The organism is Mycobacterium sp. TKK-01-0059 (assembly GCF_000709305.1).
GTDB classification, from domain to species: domain Bacteria; phylum Actinomycetota; class Actinomycetes; order Mycobacteriales; family Mycobacteriaceae; genus Mycobacterium; species Mycobacterium intracellulare.
The window spans coordinates 516,059-532,809 of the sequence record NZ_KL446994.1 but is presented as its reverse complement, the minus strand read 5'-3'; the positions used below and the strand labels follow the sequence as shown (position 1 = coordinate 532,809).

Annotated in this window: 17 protein-coding genes and 1 pseudogene; 6 read left to right on the top strand and 12 right to left on the bottom strand. The window is 66.2% G+C overall.

Annotated features, from left to right (window positions below; genetic code table 11):
* Positions 1-2: 2 nt before the first annotated feature.
* Complete coding sequence (locus K883_RS27990) at positions 3-170, bottom strand: hypothetical protein (RefSeq protein WP_008257136.1); 168 nt, start codon at positions 168-170, stop codon at positions 3-5.
* Between K883_RS27990 and K883_RS28635 the strand changes: the two genes are divergently transcribed.
* Positions 118-648: a DUF732 domain-containing protein gene (locus tag K883_RS28635; RefSeq protein WP_081914399.1), complete on the top strand. Its 531-nt coding sequence runs from the start codon at positions 118-120 to the stop codon at positions 646-648. The two genes, K883_RS27990 and K883_RS28635, sit on opposite strands and share 53 nt — an antisense overlap.
* An 81-nt stretch (positions 649-729) precedes the next feature.
* Positions 730-993 carry a DUF3761 domain-containing protein gene (locus K883_RS28630; protein WP_081614488.1) on the top strand — a complete coding sequence of 88 codons (264 nt, stop codon included), beginning with the start codon at positions 730-732 and terminating at the stop codon, positions 991-993.
* Between the two features lie 231 nt (positions 994-1,224).
* Here the strand turns inward: K883_RS28630 and K883_RS21720 are convergent, their stop codons facing one another.
* The 7 genes from K883_RS21720 to K883_RS21690 all read right to left on the bottom strand — a co-directional run bounded on the left by K883_RS21720 (position 1,225) and on the right by K883_RS21690 (position 9,169).
* Positions 1,225-2,595: an HNH endonuclease signature motif containing protein gene (locus K883_RS21720; RefSeq protein ID WP_008257130.1), complete on the bottom strand. Its 1,371-nt coding sequence runs from the start codon at positions 2,593-2,595 to the stop codon at positions 1,225-1,227.
* Between the two features lie 138 nt (positions 2,596-2,733).
* Positions 2,734-3,852 (bottom strand): M24 family metallopeptidase, encoded by a 1,119-nt coding sequence (locus K883_RS21715; RefSeq protein ID WP_036455800.1) that lies wholly within the window; start codon positions 3,850-3,852, stop codon positions 2,734-2,736.
* A complete protein-coding gene (locus K883_RS21710; RefSeq protein ID WP_008257126.1) occupies positions 3,842-5,077 on the bottom strand; it encodes a M24 family metallopeptidase in 1,236 nt (411 codons plus the stop codon). The genes K883_RS21715 and K883_RS21710 overlap by 11 nt, the downstream gene beginning before the upstream one ends.
* Entirely contained in the window at positions 5,074-6,246 is a 1,173-nt protein-coding gene (locus tag K883_RS21705) for an amidohydrolase family protein (protein ID WP_008257125.1), read from the bottom strand. The genes K883_RS21710 and K883_RS21705 overlap by 4 nt, the downstream gene beginning before the upstream one ends.
* Before the next feature lie 27 nt (positions 6,247-6,273).
* Positions 6,274-7,233: an SDR family oxidoreductase gene (locus K883_RS21700; protein WP_008257124.1), complete on the bottom strand. Its 960-nt coding sequence runs from the start codon at positions 7,231-7,233 to the stop codon at positions 6,274-6,276.
* Positions 7,227-8,450 (bottom strand): cytochrome P450, encoded by a 1,224-nt coding sequence (locus tag K883_RS21695; protein ID WP_008257123.1) that lies wholly within the window; start codon positions 8,448-8,450, stop codon positions 7,227-7,229. Before K883_RS21695 ends, K883_RS21700 begins: the two co-directional genes overlap by 7 nt.
* A 20-nt stretch (positions 8,451-8,470) precedes the next feature.
* Entirely contained in the window at positions 8,471-9,169 is a 699-nt protein-coding gene (locus K883_RS21690) for a TetR/AcrR family transcriptional regulator (RefSeq protein WP_008257122.1), read from the bottom strand.
* Positions 9,170-9,308: 139 nt separating this feature from the next.
* On the opposite strand from K883_RS21690, the pseudogene K883_RS27170 reads away from it, so the two are divergent.
* The 3 genes and pseudogenes from K883_RS27170 to K883_RS21680 all read left to right on the top strand — a co-directional run.
* A pseudogene (locus K883_RS27170) lies at positions 9,309-9,612 on the top strand (nitroreductase family deazaflavin-dependent oxidoreductase); the annotation flags it as partial.
* A 62-nt stretch (positions 9,613-9,674) separates the two neighbouring features.
* On the top strand, positions 9,675-10,760 hold the full coding sequence (locus K883_RS21685) for an IS630 family transposase (protein ID WP_036429555.1): 1,086 nt from the start codon (positions 9,675-9,677) through the stop codon (positions 10,758-10,760).
* 295 nt (positions 10,761-11,055) lie between these two features.
* Entirely contained in the window at positions 11,056-12,180 is a 1,125-nt protein-coding gene (locus K883_RS21680) for a class I SAM-dependent methyltransferase (RefSeq protein WP_008257120.1), read from the top strand.
* On the opposite strand, the gene K883_RS21675 is transcribed toward K883_RS21680, so the two are convergent.
* The 3 genes from K883_RS21675 to K883_RS21665 all read right to left on the bottom strand — a co-directional run bounded on the left by K883_RS21675 (position 12,177) and on the right by K883_RS21665 (position 14,244).
* Positions 12,177-12,635: a DUF2231 domain-containing protein gene (locus K883_RS21675; RefSeq protein ID WP_020822647.1), complete on the bottom strand. Its 459-nt coding sequence runs from the start codon at positions 12,633-12,635 to the stop codon at positions 12,177-12,179. The genes K883_RS21680 and K883_RS21675 overlap by 4 nt on opposite strands.
* A 41-nt stretch (positions 12,636-12,676) precedes the next feature.
* Complete coding sequence (locus K883_RS21670; protein ID WP_008257119.1) at positions 12,677-13,315, bottom strand: hypothetical protein; 639 nt, start codon at positions 13,313-13,315, stop codon at positions 12,677-12,679.
* Between the two features lie 119 nt (positions 13,316-13,434).
* Positions 13,435-14,244: a SigB/SigF/SigG family RNA polymerase sigma factor gene (locus tag K883_RS21665; protein WP_036428911.1), complete on the bottom strand. Its 810-nt coding sequence runs from the start codon at positions 14,242-14,244 to the stop codon at positions 13,435-13,437.
* A 775-nt stretch (positions 14,245-15,019) separates the two neighbouring features.
* Between K883_RS21665 and K883_RS21660 the strand changes: the two genes are divergently transcribed.
* On the top strand, positions 15,020-15,919 hold the full coding sequence (locus tag K883_RS21660; RefSeq protein ID WP_008257117.1) for an SDR family NAD(P)-dependent oxidoreductase: 900 nt from the start codon (positions 15,020-15,022) through the stop codon (positions 15,917-15,919).
* A gap of 148 nt (positions 15,920-16,067) precedes the next feature.
* Here K883_RS21660 and K883_RS21655 read toward each other — a convergent pair whose 3' ends face one another.
* Positions 16,068-16,739, bottom strand: a complete 672-nt coding sequence (locus K883_RS21655) for a TetR/AcrR family transcriptional regulator (RefSeq protein ID WP_008257116.1) — start codon at positions 16,737-16,739, stop codon at positions 16,068-16,070.
* Between the last annotated feature and the right edge of the window lie 12 nt (positions 16,740-16,751).

The window sequence follows — 16,751 nt, the reverse complement described above, 5'->3', positions numbered from 1 at the left end:
CGTCAAACTGGGTCGTTGTCTTCGTCGTAATTCAGGAATCGTTCGGGGTGATGGAAGGCGTTGGTGCGGGGTTGTCCGTGGTCGAGGTTGGCACTGGTACGGCGCAACCCCCCGTCGATGCCATCATCGGAAAGAATCGCCTGTAATTCGCCCCCTTCGTCGGTGGACACTAGTGCACCTTATGAATGGACTTTGCAGCGTGGACTGAGAGCCACAACCCCGTCCGGAATTTTCACAATTTTGGATGTGAGTAACCGCGGGAGTGCTTACGCTACCAATCAGGCAGCGCTACCAACACGAAGTCACCCATCAAGGAGGTTTGGAGGCATGTTGTCTCGTGCAAATTTCGTCGCCAGAGCTACCTTGGTGGCTGGGGCAGCGGTCGTTGGCATCGGGTTCGAACCGCTAGCCCATTCTGACGACGCTGACTTTATACAGTTCCTTACGGAACATGGCCTCGGCTGCGGCGAAGGCTCAATAAAGTGCAAAAGTGCTGACGATCTGATCCAACTTGGCCACTCCGTGTGTTACGACATCGATGTCAACGGTCAAACCCCCGGTGCAAGCCGCAGAAAAGGCTGTAGAGATCGGCGAAGGCTGGATCAACAGGGAGCAGGCCGCAGATTTGGTCGCCGCGTCCGTCGTTAATTACTGCCCATGGGATAAAGTCCAAAACTCAAGCGGTACAGGTGATGTCGATACTTAGCGGTCGTCGCGAATTTTGACCTTATGTGCGTCCGCATCGTTGCGCTCATTGCTGCAACTATTGCAGTGCTCGTAACCGCGTCCACTGTACTGGCGCCGTCGGCGAGCGCCTGTCCGTCCGGCTATTACAAAGCTGCCTCTGGTCAATGCGTTCATCGCCCCATAAGCGCACCGGCGCCACCACCGGGTGCCACTGCTCAATGCGCTGACGGCTGCTACTCGTTTAGTGAAAACCCGGATGAGGACGACACCTGCCATGGACGCGGCGGCGTTCAACGAGCGTTGTAGCCGCAGGATTAGCTGCGGGCATTGCGCTATCGCCAGATTTCAGTGCTGACCGCCCGTTCCCCGGCACTGGTGTGACAACAAGCCTCCTCGCCGCATACGTGCCGTGGAAGTCGAACACCGGGTTTTCCCAAGACTTCTAATCTCTGGTGCTGGCATGCGTCGAAGTGGAGAAAGGGACTCGGTGACACGCGGCGCTCTGAGCGCGGTGAGGTTGGAAGGCTGAGCCACACGTCAATCCGCTTCGTCGTCGTCGTCGCCGTCGCGCAGTAGTTTCTCCGGATGGTGGAAGGTGTTGGTGCGGGGTTGGCCGCGCTCGAGGTGGGGTGGTGGTTTCCATTCGGTCTCGCCGCGGGTGTTCTTGCGGGTGGCCCAGCTGCCGGGGTTGAGCATGCGGTGATGCGGGCCGCAGGCGAAGGTGAGCTGGTTGATGTCGGTGCTGTGACACTTGCTGTAGTCGGTGGTGTGGTGGACTTCGCAGTAGTAGCCCGAGACGGTGCAGCCTGGTGCGGTGCAGCCGCGGTCCTTGGCGTACAAGACGATTCGCTGCCCCGGGGAAGCCAGACGTTTGGTGTGGTAGAGCGCCAGGGCCTTGCCTTTATCGAAGATGGCCAGGTAGTGATGCGCGTGGCGGGCCAGGCGGATCACATCGCTCATGGGCAGGATGGTGCCGCCGCCGGTCAGGGCGCGCCCGGCGGCGGCCTCCAGCTCTTGCAGGGTGGTGGTGACGATGATGGAGGCCGGTAACCCGTTGTGCTGACCCAAGTCGCCGGAGGCCAGCATCGCGCGCAGCGCCGCCAGCAGGGCGTCGTGGTTGCGCTGAGCCTTGGAGCGGGTGTCACGGTCGATGGCCTCTTGGCTGGGGGTGCCGTCGACACAGGGGGTGTCGTCGAGGGGGTTGCACATGCCCGGGGCGCCGAGTTTGGCTTCCACGGCTTCGAAGGTGGCGCGTAGTTCGGGGGTGATCAGGCCCCGCAACTCTGACATGCCGTCGGGTTGTTGGTTGCCCAGCGTCACGCCGCGGCTACGGGCGCGGTCCTCATCGGTGAAGATGCCATCGGGGTTAAGCGCATCGGTGAGCCCGCGGGCCAATTCTTTGAGGTGTTCGGGGCCGAACTGGGTGCCGAATCCGGCCAGTTGGGCTTCGGCGAACTCACGGGCCGCAGCGCTCACCCAGCCGGGTAGTTGGTGGTAGAACTTGCGGATCACGGCCACCTGACCCGCGCCCAGGTCTCCGGCGCGCTGGGCGGCCGCGGTGGCGGGCAGGACCGGTGGCAGGGGTTCACCGGTCAGTCCGTGGCGGGGTCCCAGGTCGCGGGCTTCCTTGATGCGCCGAGACGCTTCGTGACGGCTGATCAGGGTGCGTTCGGTCAGCGCGTGGGCCAGCCCGCCGCCGAGTTCCTGCAAGGGGGCTTGGCGGGCCAGGGAATTGAGCAGCGGATACTCGATGACCGGAATGCGGCGGCGCAGCCTCTCACAGCGCTCCAACACCGCCAGCTGCTGCTGCACGGTCAACGCGTCAAGCACCAACGCACACGCGCGGTCCACCTCAGCATCGAGCGCGTCGAACACCGCGTCGACATCGGGCAGACCAGTGGAACTCACACCGCCAAACTATCGAGGCCCACCGACAAGAAACCCCCGGATTGTGACCACTGAAACCACAGTGACACAAGGGATTTCGCTATACGTTTCCGATATCCGTAATCGCGCCCGCGGGGCCGGGAAGGGCCGCCGCCTCGCCTAAGCCCAAGCAGGACTGCCGGTCAGCACATCGACGCCGTCCTCGGTGATGTGGACGGTGTCGCGGCGGAACACCGCGCCGACGCCCTGCCGCCACACGTAGCCGGTGATCGCCAACACCATGCCCGCCTCGAGTTGGTCGTGTTCCCCCGCGGCCAGCAGCGCTTCGGATACGACGGGCGGGTCGAAACCCAACCCCAGCCCGTGCGCGACCGGCATCGGCGGTATCGGCTCACCGACCGCCTCATAGGCGGCCAGCAGATCTCTGGTGGGCGCGCCGGGGCGACAGGCGGCAAGCATCTTGTCGTATAATGCGTTCGAGCGGGCGAAGAGCTCACGCGCCTCGCCGCTGACGACATCGCCGGCCGGCCACGTGCGTCCCACCTCCGCGACGTAGCCGTCCGCGAGCGCACCGGCCGCGAACGCGACGAGATCGCCCGACCGGATCTCGTGCGCAGATGCGCGGCGCCACGGCTGTTCCCGCGACGTCACCCACGCGGCGTCCTGGGTGGCCGGCGTGCTCACCCCGCCGGCGGCCATCGCCTCCATCATCACCCCCGCCAGGGTCCGCTGCGACGCGCCCGGCGCCAATTCGGCCAGGGCAGAGGCGAGCCCGCATTCGGCGACACGAAGGGCCGTCCCCATCGCGGCGATTTCGTCGGGCGTCTTGATGCGCCGCGCCGCGCGCATGGCCGGCTCGGCGTCGACCAGTTCGGCGTTGGGGAACGCCTCGGGCAGCAGTGCCGCGAAAGTCGGTGTGATCGCGTCGGTTCCGACCCGCCTCGCCGACTCCGCGCCGTCGACCTTCTTCAGCACGTCAATGAGCGTCATCGGATTCCATGCCAGCCCGTAGAGGTGATCGTGGTCGATCTCCTCCGGGACCCCCTCATCGTCCGTGCTGTTGAGGTAGATGTCCTGAGTGGCACGCACCAGCACACACATCGGACCGAACGGCCGTGTCCCGGCGATCCACAGCTGCGGCGCGCCCGTGACGTAACGAATGTTGGCCTGCCGCCCGAGCACCAGGATGTCCAGACCGTGCTCGTCCATCTGGGCCAGCGCCCGTTCCCGCCGCCCGGACCGGAGCGCCCGGGGGTCGGGCAGAACTTCAGTCGCCATAGGGGGTGTAGGGGTAGTCGGTGATCGGCACGTAGCCGTCCTCGGTGATCACCACGATCTCCTCACTGCGATAGCCTCCCGTGCCGTCCTTCCACATGACCGGTTCCAGGACCAGCACCATGCCGGGCGGAAAGACGAAGTTGTCGTCGAATTCCTCGCCGAGATCCGTTCCGATCATCGGCGCCTCGGCGGGGTAGGTGCCGATGCCGTGGCCGAGATAGAAATGCGGCAGCCATGGCTTGCGGCCACCGTTGGCCGCGATCGCCGCGCGCGCCAAATCACCCGACGTCGCACCGGCTTTGGTCACCGCCAGCACGGCGTCCAGGACGGTACGCCACTGCCGGAACTGGTCCTGCTGCCGCGGCGTCGGCCGTTCGCCGACCACCCAGGTTCGGCCGAAGTCGGAGCAGTATCCGTGGTAGGTGATGCTGATGTCGGTCCACAACACGTCGCCGGCCGCCAGTTCACGAGCGGTGGGGAGCAGCGGCAGCGCGAGATCCCCGTGCGTCGTCCACACGCCGGCCTCCCGGGACTTCGGCATCACCTGCCAGATCGCCTCCAGCATGTTGGTGGTCGCGCCCAGCTCGAATGCGCGGCGGACGAAGGTGGCCGACAGATCGATCTGGCGCACCCCCGGCACCAGCGCCCGCTGCACATCGACGATGGCTTGTTCGGTGATGCGGGCCGCCCTGCGCAGACAGGACAATTCGTCGCGGGTCTTCACCAACTGCGCGGCGCCGACCACGATGGCCGCGTCCGTCGGCGGGCCGGCCGGGAAAAGCTTGGGCGCCGCCCGCCGCATCGCCCCGGTGAGTTCGTCGACGGCGATGCGGGCTCCCGGTGGGACGATCCCGGTCAGCCGCCGCGCGAAATCGTCGACGCCGTGGTCGAATTCGAGGTAGGCGGGGCCGTGCAGGTGGTCGTCGGGCACCGGCGCTTCGGCGGACGCTCCGCTGCGGAAGGGCATGAAGAGGTGCGGGTGCACGTCGTCGGCGAGCACGACCGCGACGGGGCGCTCCACGTGTGACAGCCCCGCATCCAGCAGCGGCCAGCTCGCCCCCGTGGCGTAGCCGACGTAGCCGTTCAGCAGCAGGATCAGCGCGTCGACGCCGTGCTCGGCCATCGCCGCGCGCAGCCGCGCGCCGGTCTCCGCGCGCATGCGCTCCCAATCCGGCTCGTCAGGGATGTCGAGCACCGAGCCGACGGCGCTCGCCGAGTTCGTCATGCGGAGATCCCCAGGAATTTCTTGATGTTCCCGCCGACAACGCGCACGGCATCCTCGGGACCGACGGCGTCGACCACGGCGGCCAGCGATCTCTCCGAATAGCCGAAAGTGCTTTCGTTGTGCGGGTAGTCCGACGACCACATCACCTTGTCGATGCCGATCTCGTCGATCTGCCGCAGCCCCAGCGGATCGACCATGAACGAGGCGCACATGTGCGTGTTCCAGTAATCGCGGACGTCACGCTTGGGCTGGTCGGCCAGCATGTGCCGATACGAGGCCAGCACGTGCTCGGCGTCCTGCAGCGCCGTCGGCACCCAGGCGATCCCACCCTCGAACCAGCCGACCCGCAGCCCCGGATGCCGGTCGAGGATGCCGCCGAAGATGTACTTGGAGAACATCTCTCGGAACGAGTCGATGTTGACCATCATGGCCACCGCCACGCTGTTGACCTCGCTGGGGAACTTGGGCTGACTCTCGCCGATGTGGTGCGTGACGGGCAGGTCGGCCTCTTGGATCTCGTCCCACACCGCGCTCATCTCGGCACTGGAGTAATCGATGGGCCGGCCGTCGCGGTCGTTGCCCGGGCTGATCGGCATCAGAAACGTGGTGAGCCCCAGCGACTTCAGCTCGGTGAGCGTGCGGCGGGCGCCGGCTGGATCCCACCAGTTGATCAAACCGACACCGTAACAATGCCCGTTCGAGCGTTCCTGGACCTCGGCGATGTGCTCGTTGTAGACGCGGAAGATCCGCTCGCGGATGGCGTGGTCGGGATGGTGGAACAGCGCGAGCACCGCATTTGGGAACGCCAGCTCCTTGTCGACGCCGTCTTCGGCGAGCTCACGAATCCGGGCCTCGACGTTGTTGGTCGCCGCCCCGGCGAGGTCGTCGTACTGCATGAGCACCGCGCTGAAGTCGCCGACCACCATCGACTGTCCGGGCGGGCCGAGCAGATACGCGCCGTCCTCATACCAAATCCGCGGGGCCTGGTCCTTGAGCTCGTCGGGGAAGCGCTCGTAAAAGATGTCGTCGGCCACCGAGATGTGATTGTCGGCGGAGAAGACCTCGGTGCCGGCCGGCAGGCCGGTGCTGAACTCCGCGGCGTGGCCGCGACGGTCCTTGGGCGCACCGATCACGCCCTCGGGGTAGAGGGTTGGGGCTGGGCTGGACATCATCGTCCCTTCCTCGGGAATCATTGATCATTGTGCGCCTGGGTCGGGGTACGTGACGCCACTGAGCTCTTCGGAAAGCTGCCACAGCTGTCGCATGTCGGATTCGCTGCGCGCCAACCGGGGAACTCGAGCGAAAGTGACCCCACCCCTGACCGTTTCGTAGAAACCACGCGGCCCGTAGTATTTGGCGCCCTGCGCATCCGGGGATACCGCGGCGTAGAGGGCCGGCTTGATGCCTTCGTCGACGTCGAGCCACATGAACGGCATCACGCGCCAGGTCAGCTGCGTCAAACGCGCCTGCAACGTCGGCTTGGCGCGGCCGTACGAGGCGCCGCTGAGCAGGTTGGTCTTGGTCAGTCCCGGGTGCGCGGCGTTGGACATCAACCCCCAACCGCCCCGGCGGCTGCGCCGATCCAATTCGACGGCGAACATCAGTTGCGCCAACTTGGCGACCCCGTACGAATGCATGGGTTTATAACGCTGTTGCGCATTGACGTCGCCGAAGTCGAGCTTGCCCTGGGTCGCGGCGAGGCTGCTGACCGTGACCACCCGCGCGGATTCCGCCGCCCTCAGCAACGAGAGCAGCCGACCGGTCAACGCAAAGTGACCCAGATGATTTGTCCCGAACTGCAATTCGAAACCGTCGCGGGTCTGCTGCCGCTGCGGCGGCGTCATGACGCCGGCGTTGTTGATCAGGATGTCGATCGGGCGGCCCTCGGCGGTGAGCTGTTCACCCAGCGCCGCCACGCTTTCCAGCGACGACAGGTCGAGTTGCCCGATGGTGAGCTTGGCCTGCGGTGCGTCCCGGCGGATGTCGGCGATCGCCCGTTCGCCCTTGACCCGGTCGCGGACGGCCATCACCACGTCGGCACCCGCGGCGGCCAGGCGCTTCGCCAGGCCGAAGCCCAAACCGCTGTTGGCCCCGGTCACGACGGCGAACCTGCCGCGCAGATCGGGAACACTCAGCGCGAGATCGGGTTTCACCATGTCACGGGCAGCTCGTAGAGGCCGTAGGCCAGCGCGTCGTGCTTGAACGGAAGCTCATCCAGCGGGACGGCGAGCCGCAGCGTGGGGACGCGGCGCAGCAGCGTGGGCAGGACGATCTGCAATTCCATGCGGGCCAGCTGCTGGCCCACGCACTGGTGACGACCGTAGCCGAACCCGACGTGCGGCCCGTCTTCGCGCAGCAGATCGAGGCGGTCCGGGTTGGGGAACTGCCGCTCATCCCAATTCGCCGGGGCGACGTCGAGGATGATGCCATCGCCGGCGCGGATCGTCTCGCCGCCGATCTCGATGTCCTCGACGGCGATTCGCCGCTGTCCGGTCTGGATGATGCTCAGGTAGCGCATCAGCTCCTCGACCGCGGTGGCGATGACCTTCGGGTCATCGGTGTCGCACAGCAGCGCTCGCTGATCGGGGTGCTCGAGCAACGCGGCGATGCTCAGGCTGATCATGTTCGCGGTGGTCTCATGGCCCGCGATCAACACACCGGTGGCCAATTGCGCGGCCTCGCGCACGCTGATCTCGTCGGCGTTGACCCGCTCGGCGAGGTCGGACACCAAATCCTCTGAGGGGCTTTGCATTTTCGTCCGAACCAGGTTGGCCAGATACTTGGCCAGCGAGGCGGCGCCCTGGGCCGTGTCCTCCTCGGTCGCGTAGCGGCCCATGCCGCGCTGGGCCTGGGTCTGGAAGAACTCCGCGTCCTCGTACGGCACGCCCAGCAGTTCACTGATGACCAGCGAGGGCACCGGCAGCGAAAGGGTGCTGACGACGTCGCCCGGCTTCGGCCCGGCCAGCAGGGCGTCGATGTGGTCGTCGGTGATCTTCTGCACCGCCGGCCGCAGCGCTTCAACCCGCTTGAAGGTGAACGGTTTCGACAGCATCCGGCGAAACCGGGTGTGCTCCTCGGCGTCGGAGGTGAACACCGAACGCGGGCGCTTGTGCACCGTGGCCAGCATGCCCTCGTTCCAGTGCGGATAACCGGGCAGGCGGTCGTCGACACTGGTGCGGGAGTCGGTGAACAGCGCGCGGATCGCGTCGTAGCCGTGGATGAGCCACGGCGTGCTGCCGTCCCAGATCCGCACCCTGCTCAGCTGCTTGCCGGCGTTGAGCTCCAATACCTTCGGAGGCGGGGCGAACGGGCACCCGGGCGCCCGCGTCATCGGAAACTCCGGGATATCGGTGGCGGTGGATCCTTCGGTCATCGTGCTCCTCGGTGTTCGGCCTACGCGGTTGTCGGTGATGTCGGGCCGCCGGCCGCGGCCACGTGGACGGGCGCGCGCCACAGGCCGACGATCGCGTCGATCAGCCCCTCGGCGGCGACCGGCCAGGCTGAACGGGATCGCGGCCCGTGCTCGGCCAGCGCGCCTTCGTGCTCGGCGCAGGTGTGCATCAGCAGGTTGCGCACCATCACCATTCGTTCGGCGCGCACGCGCTTGGGTAGCTCGGGGAGACAGCGGTCGATCCCGTCGAGCGTCTGCACCAGTAACGGCGATGCCAGGGCGTCCTTGGTGACCACGTGGCGGTACGTGGGATCGGCCATCGCCTGGGCGGCGAACCGCGCATACCAGGTCGGAGTCCCCAGCGCGGACAGGTGATCGGTCAGCGGGCGCACCAATGCGCCCACCCAGTCCCGCAGCTCGGGGGAGTCGCCGACCGCGGCCAGCATGTGCGCGCGCAGCTCCTCGATCGGCTCGCGGTGCTTGGCTTCGATCGCGCGCAGCAGGTCGACCCGGGTCCCGAAGTGGTAGCACGCCGCGGCGTTGTTGCCCTGCCCGGCCGCCTCGCTGATCTGCCGGTTCGACACGGCATACATTCCGCGTTCGGCGAACAACACCTCGGCGGCCGACAAGAGCGCCTCTCGGGTGCCCGTCGACCTTTCGGAACGAGCGATCCGCTCGGCGGTCATCGCCTCAGTGAACACCGGCCGCCTTGTTAAATCAAGCAATTTATTTAGTTGCGGGACCGTGGAATCGGGCGCAGCGACCCGAAACCCGGGGTGGTCGGGGATAGTTCACCGAGCTGATGCCCGGGCGCGGCGCGCCGGAATACAGTCACCGCACCGCAGGACGGGTCGGGCCCGTGGCGCGACGGTGCAGTATGTCCCCTTTCGCGGGGGGCTCTTGCTGGTCGGATCGAACTGGGGGCGCGACCGTCACCCGTCGTGGTCGGCGAATCTCAAAGCGGCACAACGCGTCACCGTGCGCGGCCGTGGCCGACGGTTCGTGGCGAGGGTGCAGCTGCTCAACGGCGGAGCGCGACGAGGCGTGGGGCGCGGTGCTGGACCATTGGCCGAACTATCGGGTGGCACAAGGTCTTGCCGGCCGGCGCCAATTCCGGGTGTTTCTTCTGGCACCGCTTACCTGAGCTGGCCGCGAGGGCCTAGTGTCGTGAGTCGTTAATCCGCATCCGGATAGTAGACTTGGCCTGTGCCGGGTCCGATTGCTGTGCCTGTGGTGTTGTCCGATGAAGAACGCGATCAGTTGCGGGGATGGGCGCGCCGCCCGAAGAGCGCCCAGGCGCTGGCCCTGAGGTCACGGATCGTGCTTGCCTGCGAAGGGGATTCGAGTAATACCGCGATAGCACACGATCTGGGTATCACGCGGGGAATGGTGACCAAGTGGCGCAATCGATTCGCCACCGATCGCCTCGACGGGTTGCTCGACGAGCCGCGGCCGGGTCGGCCCCGGGTGGTCGGTGATGAGCGGATCGAAGCGTTGATCACCGCGACGCTGGAGACCGCGCCGCTCGATGCCACGCACTGGTCGACGCGGTCGATGGCCCAACATTTGGGGTTGAGCCAGTCGATGGTGTCGCGGGTGTGGCGGGCGTTCGGATTGGCTCCGCACAAACAGGATTCGTGGAAACTTTCCAAGGACCCGTTATTTGTCGACAAGGTGCGTGACGTCGTCGGGTTGTATCTGAACCCGCCCGAACGTGCGGTCGTGCTCTGCGTGGACGAGAAGACTCAGATCCAGGCGCTCAACCGCACCGCACCGGTGTTCCCGATGCTGCCCGGCACCCCGGCGCGGGCCAGCCACGACTATGTGCGCCACGGCACATCGAGCCTGTATGCCGCCCTGGATCTGGCCACCGGCCAGGTCATCGGCGCGCTGCACTCGCGTCACCGCGCCCAGGAATTTCTGGCCTTCCTGAAAAAGATCGACGCCGAAGTCCCCGCCGACCTCGACTGCCACGTCGTGCTGGACAACGCCTCCACGCACAAGACGCCCCAGGTCAAACGCTGGCTGACCGCCCATCCACGGTTCGTCCTGCACTTCACCCCGACCAGCTCGTCCTGGCTCAACCTCGTCGAGCGCTGGTTCGCCGAACTGACCACCAAGAAACTGCGCCGCGGCACCCACACCTCGGTACGCCAACTCAACACCGACATCCGCGCCTGGATCCAAAACTGGAACGACAACCCGCGCCCCTACGTCTGGACCAAAACCGCCGACCAAATCCTCGAATCCGTCGCCAACTACTGCAAGCGAATTAACGACTCGCGACACTAGTTAATCGCCGACATTTTTAGCCGGCGTCGGTCACGAGGGCCGGCGAGAGAGGGCATCGGACGGTCCGCCGAATGCCAATTCGATGCGCCGCCGCCGTTGAATTTCGCCGCATCAAAACCGTTAGCCGATTCCGAAAGCGGGCCTCGGTGTGCGGTCGCCTCGCGCCGGATCCCGCGCGGCCGCTTATGGCGTAAAAGCCCTGCTAGCAACGCACCGCGCGGGCACGGCAACGCCGGCTCTTGACGAAATTGGTCACGGGATGTCTAATCCGGACGAGAAATCGGGAGGCTGACCGGTGGTCGCAATCGACACGCGAACCGTGGATCGGACGGGGCTTCACCGCATATGGAAAACGATTCTTATCGGCATCGCGTGCATTGTGTTTGCGGCGTGCTACTTCAGGCCCGTACTGCTCATCGGCGTCGCCCTGATTCTTCTGTCGCTTGTGTGCGCGCGCCTGGTCTATAAGGGCCGGGATCGGTATATCCCCAATTTGTATGCGCGGGACATCGAAGTTTATGACGATGCCTATCGCTCGTTCATCGGTCGCACGCTCGCCGAACTGCGTCAGTGCAAGATCGGGGGCCACACGCTGTTGTGGGAGGCCTCGCGCCTGGCGCCACCAAGCACCGATCACCCCGACGAACTGCTACTCGACCTGGGCGTCTGGGCCGGCTGGTCGACGCGGCTCATCTCTGACGCCTCCGGCCGCACGGTGTACGGATTCGACACCTTCTCGGGCCTCGTCGAGGACTGGCCGATCGACGACCACACCGTCATCAAGCGCGGTGCCTTCTCCCTGGCGGACCCGGTGGCCAGACGTTTCCTCCGGGACACCGGAGTCAGCTTGCATGACGGGGTGCCCGACGCCCTCGGCCGCAAGGTGGAGTTCATCAGGGGAAGCACCTACGAGACGCTGGCCCCGTTTCTGGCCGAGCGACCGGGCGCTGCCATCCGGCTTTTTCACATGGATCTGGATACGTATGAGAGTTGCCTGCACGCGCTGGAAACCTGCAAGGACCGCTTCGTCGAGGGATCGATCCTTGTCTTTGACGAATACCTGGTCACCAACGGCGAAATGCTGGCGTTTTACGAATTCCAGAGCAAGTACGAGTTGCAATGGCACTACCGCGCTTGGGGCCTCGAAGCGTGGGAGATGAACCTCGAGATGGTGACCGCGCGCCCGAAACGCGCTGTCTACTACCTCATCACGATGGCCCTGCATTGGACGATCGGCGGCGGCAGCTACGCGTGGACGATCTTCCGCAAAAGGTTTTGGCGATTTTGGCTGGGCGCGCCGATCGCCGACATGCTTTTCATGCTGGGCGCGGCCGGGCAACGCAAGTCGGTCAGCCTGGAAATCACCGGGCTGGGCAAACTCGATCGACGCCGCCCCGCAGACCACAACGAGCTCGTCTAGCCGCCCCAGACCGCCTGGGAGCCGGCGTCGCCCACGCGGTAAATCTGCAGGGTCGACGCGATGCCGGTCGCGAGCACCACGATCGCGACGACGACGAGGAGTACCACGCGGCGCCGATCGGATCGGCGTTCCACCATTCGGAGCCCGACGAGCAGTACGGCGACCACCAGCAGCGCGGCCGAGAAGTAGGTCATGACGCCGCCCCGCGCGGCGTGTTCGCGCAGGATCGGGCTGGGGTTGGCCTGGCGGTCGTAGAGCCACGCTCCAGCGTCGATGGTGATGGGCGTCAACACCAGCGTGACCGCCGCGAGGATCAGCGTGAGCCACATCAGTTGCCCGCGCCGGGCGGCCGGCCACAATCCGCACACGATCTCCAGCGCGGCGGTCAGCGGAACGAGCACCAACACGAAATGCAGCAACAGGGCGTGAGCCGGCATCCCGTTGATGACGTTCATGGCGTCCTCTCGGCCGCGGTCCGCTCGGGTCTGCGCGGCGCCTAGCCGCCGAGGCCCTTCTTGATGGCCGCGTCTTGCTTCTGGCCGACATCGCTGACGAAATCTGGCGGGGCCAGCGTGTCGGTCGGACCGTCGAACTGCAGCGTGGCAAGCGCCCGCCCCTCGGTGAAGAGCAGGATCACCACACCCTTACTGCGGTCGGGTGCGTTTCCCATCAGCATCGTTCCGCCGGTCCCGACGTTCGACGGTTGCGTGGTCGGATCTTTGACGACGCCTCCCTGCTGGCCCTTGGCCGCGTTCAACGCGTTGGTCGCCGCCTCGGGATCGTCGTAGACGGCGATGGTGACCTTGATGGCATGGCTGCCGTCGTCGTCCTTGAAGGTCGTTTCGACGCCCGGCTTCCCGTTGGGATTGCTGGTCGGGGGAGCGGCGGTGAAGGGAACCGGCGCGCTGATGTCGCTGGCCTGGATGAGCAGCCTGGCGTAATCGTTGGGCTGTGCGGGTCCTGCCGACGACGACGGCGGCGCCGAGCTGGCGCCGCTGGGGGCCGAGGTTGCCGAGGTGGGGGATCCGGTCTTCGACGTCGACGGTTGCGACTTGTTGTCGCCGCAGCCGGCCACCGACACCGCCAGCGCCGTCGTCGCCGCGACACCCGCGATCAGCGCTCGTGAAATCCTCATCGCATCGAGCTCCCTTCCAGGTCTTCCCGGCGACAACGTCGGGCCCGTCCTTCGAATCGCACAGTACATTGCCCCGCGGCGGGGGACGCCGCGGAGCAATGTCCTGGGTGTCGGACGGGCTACTCGAGTTGGTCGCGCAGGCAGCGCAGCGTGTTTGCCAGGATGCGCGAGACCTGCATCTGCGACACCCCGATCCGCTCCGCGATCTGGCTTTGCGTCATCGATTCGAAGAACCGCATGCGCAAAACGTCGCGTTCGCGTGGCGGCAGGGTGGCAACGAGGGCCCGCAGCGCCTCGCGGTTGGTGATGTGCTCGATCTGCGGATCGATGTCGCCCACCGAGTCGGCCACCGAGCGCGGCGATCCGGAACTATCGGCGCCCAGCGGTGCGTCGAGGGAATCGAGCCGGTACGCATCGCCGGCGACGAGGCATTCGACGATCTCCTCCCGCGGAACCTCAAGCATCTGCGATAGTTCGCCCGCGTTGGGTGCGCGACCGAGCTGCTGGGCGAGATCGGCGGTCGCCCTGCTGATCTGCACGTGCAGTTCGCGCAACCGCCGCGGGACACGCATCCCCCAGCTGTAGTCGCGGAAATAACGCCGGACCTCGCCCATCATGGTGGGGACGGCGAAACCGATGAAGCTGGGGCCCTTCGCGGGGTCGAACCGGTTGACGGCGTTCATCAAGCCCAGGCGCGCCACCTGGATCAAGTCCTCGAGACCCTCGCCCCGGCGGGCGAAGTGGCTGGCCACGTGGTCGGCCAGCGGCAGGCAGCGGGCGACGATGTATTCGCGCTGACGGGCGTACTCGTGCGACTCGGCCGGCATCCGATGCAGCGCCACGAACATGTCGACTACGTCGTCGTATGAATCGTCGGATTGTCTGGCGGGCGCCGGAGCGGGACGGGTTGGGGCAATCGTGTTGGTCATCGTGCGGTGCACCTTGTGTTCACTCGATGGGTCGTGTAAACACCTGCGCGAGAACAAGTTTGCATTGCTGACTCACTTTCCTGAGTCTATGCAGAAAGACATCGCGGGAACCCGCACAGTCGCCTCCACTGCATCCTGATCCGCGGGACTTGTCGTTTACCCACCGCACACGCGCTACCAACGGGAAATGACTCTCGGGTGTGTGATCGCCGGAGTCAGTACCAAGCTCAGTAGCCGTGAGGCTGACTGGCCGCTTTGAGCTAAACGGCGACATGTCCAGAAGCGGACTTCATTGGAGACTATACGCCCCCGCGCATCGCACGGCGATCCGTTCCGGTGGGGCTTCCCGCAATCACTTAACTGTTTCCTCGTGCACCAGTCAACGGTTAGCAATCTGCCCATCCGGAGGCGGCCGGACGGGACCTGACGGACCCCCATCGCGCCGAGCTGCGGTGTTGCGAACTTTCCCCGTCCGACGATCCAGGGCCCGGCATTCGTCAGCAAATGGAATCGGCGGCCAATCCGATGCCCTTCGCCGCCAACTGCGCTCCGCCTTGGGTCGGTTGCGGGGAGTGCTCGAAGCGCCGCCGCTCAGCCGTGTTTGGAGAGCGTCGGGCCGGGGCGCCCACAAGATGATCGGGGTCGATGCTCGCTTCGGTATCGTTCGCCTAATGTTCATCATCCAATCGAGCGGCACGCCTCCCACCGATAACGAGAGCCTTTCGCGCGCAATGCTTTACGCCGAGCGCGGGACGACTGGCTCCCGGAGCCGTCGGTGAGTGGATCCGGCGCGCACGCCCTGCTGGAAGGGCGCGCGGTGGCGGTGTCCGGTGGCAGTCGCGGCATCGGACGTGCGGTCGCCGAACTGCTGGGCGGCCTGGGCGCCGGTGTCGTGGTCAACGGGCGTGACCGGCACGCGGTGGAGGAGACGGTCGCCGCGATCAGCGCGGCGGGCGGGCGGGCCACCGCGGTGGTGGGCGCCGCGAACGACGAACGGGTGGCCCAAACGCTCGTCGACGAATGCGTCAGCGCGTTCGGGCGGCTGGACACGCTGATCAATTGCGCCGGAATCGCCGAGCCGCCGGGTTCCTCCATCCTGAACATCTCGGCGGCCGAGTTCGAGCGGCTGATCGGCGCGCACCTGGGCACGGCGTTTCACACGTGCCGGGCCGCCGCCCCGGTCATGGCCGCGCAGGGGCACGGCGCCATCATCAACACCAGTTCGGTGGCCTTCCTGGGCGACTACGGCGGGACCGGCTACCCCGCGGGTAAAGGCGCCGTCAACTCCCTGACGATGGCCATCGCCGCCGAACTGAAGCCCCACGGCGTGCGGGCCAACGTGGTGTGTCCCGGCGCCCGCACACGGCTGTCCACGGGGCTCGAATACGAAAGACATATCGAAGATCTGCACCGCCGCGGGCTGCTCGACGAGATGACCATGCGGGCCTCGCTCGACAGCGCCCCGCCCGAGTTCGTCGCCCCGCTCTACGCCTACCTCGCCAGCGACTTGGCGCGTGAGGTGACGGGCCAGATCCTCGTCGCCGCAGGCGGTTTCGTTGGCAGCTTCGACCGCCAGACGCCGCGCGTACTCGGTTATCGCGACCACCATGAGTCCGGACCGTGGTCGGTGGCAGAGGTGCACACGATGGTCGGCGCCGCGACGAAGCCGCGATGAGCGGCGGTATCCAGCGACGAAAAGCCGCCGCCCGCCGCTTAAGCCGGCCGGCCGCGGCGTTTGCGGACAGACATATCGATGGAAACGTATGGTCACCGCCCGCCAACGCCCGGAGGGCCCGCTACGCGGCGGACTTCGACGGTCCCGGTCAGGACGCCTTCGACGAGCGCCGGCGCGTTCGCGGCGGCTCGGCGGTGCCCAGCGCATCCATCGTGCGGACCAGCTGCGGGTAGGCGATTGCCGGCCCGATCCAGCGGGTGAGATAGCGCCGCAGGTCGGCGCCGCTGCGGGCCGGCCTGCCCGGGTCGGCGAGAAAGGAATGCAGGACCCGCAGCGAGAACTCGTTCAGCTCGTCCAGGCCCGCCTCGTCGAAACCGTAATGCTCCCAATCGATGTCGTAGCGATGCAGCATCGACCGACCGAATGCCAACGCGGTATCGGAGATGATCGAGACCTTCTGCCCACCGCGATGGCGCTGGTTGAGGACGAATTCGACCTGATTGTCCGAGGCCAGCTCCTCGATGGCGAAAGCCATTCCCTCGGTAATGGCCACGACCGGGTCGGTGACGCCGTCGAGGTGGGCCGCCATGCGATCGAGGAAGCCGTCGGCCGAACGCATCGCGGACGCCACCAACAGCGCCTGGGTTCCGGGGAAGTATCGGTAGACGGTCTGGCGGGTGACGCCCAGCGCCCGGGCGACATCGGCGATCCGCAGCGCTGAACCGCGTTCGTCGATGATCTTGTCGGCGGCGTCGAGGATGCGCTCGATCGCCTCCGCGTCGGAAGCCGGTGTATTTCCTGCCCAACCGTGGCTGCGCATGGTTACCGAACG